At 71.2% G+C, this 750-nt stretch carries 1 protein-coding gene; it reads right to left on the bottom strand.

What is annotated here, in order from left to right; translation table 11 throughout:
• Window positions 1-6 precede the first annotated feature (6 nt).
• A partial coding sequence (locus IH54_RS0138830) for an arabinose isomerase (RefSeq protein WP_031526376.1) occupies window positions 7-750 on the bottom strand: 744 nt, incomplete at its 5' end.

Raw genomic sequence — 750 nt, 5'->3', positions numbered from 1 at the left:
GTTGGGTCAGAGGCCGCGTGCGAGTCGGTAGTAGGCCTGGTTCCAGCGGATCTCCTGGGTGAAGCGGCGCAGGGTGGTGTCGTTGTCGATGAGGAGGAGTTCGGTGGTGAGGATGTCGGCGAGGTCGGTGAGTTCTTCGGGGCCGATCGCGGTGGACAGCACCGTGTGGTGCGGGCCGCCCGCGGTGAGCCAGGCCTCGGTGGAGGTGCGCAGGTCCGGTTCGGGGCGCCAGACGGCGCGGGCGACGGGGAGCGCGGGCAGCGGCTCGGCGGGCGGGACGACCTCGATGGTGTTGGCGACCAGCCGGAAGCGGTCGCCCATGTCGGCACCGGGTACGAGGTGGTAGGTGTAGTCCTCCATGAAGCTGGTGCCGCCGGGCAGTCCGGCGCCCATCGCCTTGACGGTGGCGAGCAGGGTCGCCGTCTTCCAGTCGCCCTCACCGCCGAAGCCGTAGCCGTCGGCCATCAACCGCTGCACGGCGAGGCCCGGCAGCTGGCGCAGCCCGCCGAGGTCCTCGAAGTTGGTGGTGAAGGCCCCGAAGCCGCCGTCGTCGAGGAAGGAGCGCAGGCCGAGCTCGATCCGGGCGGCGTAGCGCAGCGAGTCGTGCCGGTCGGCCCCGAGGGCGAGTTCGGGGGCGAGCCGGTAGGTGTCGGCGTACTCCTTGACCAGTGCGGAGACCGCCGCGTCGCTCGCCGAGTCCACCGCCTCGACCAGGTCGTTGACCCCGTAGGTGTTGACGGACACCCCGAA

It is taken from the genome of Streptomyces sp. NRRL F-5123 (assembly GCF_000721495.1).
Taxonomy (GTDB): domain Bacteria; phylum Actinomycetota; class Actinomycetes; order Streptomycetales; family Streptomycetaceae; genus Actinacidiphila.
This window is presented reverse-complemented; position numbering and strand designations above follow the sequence as displayed.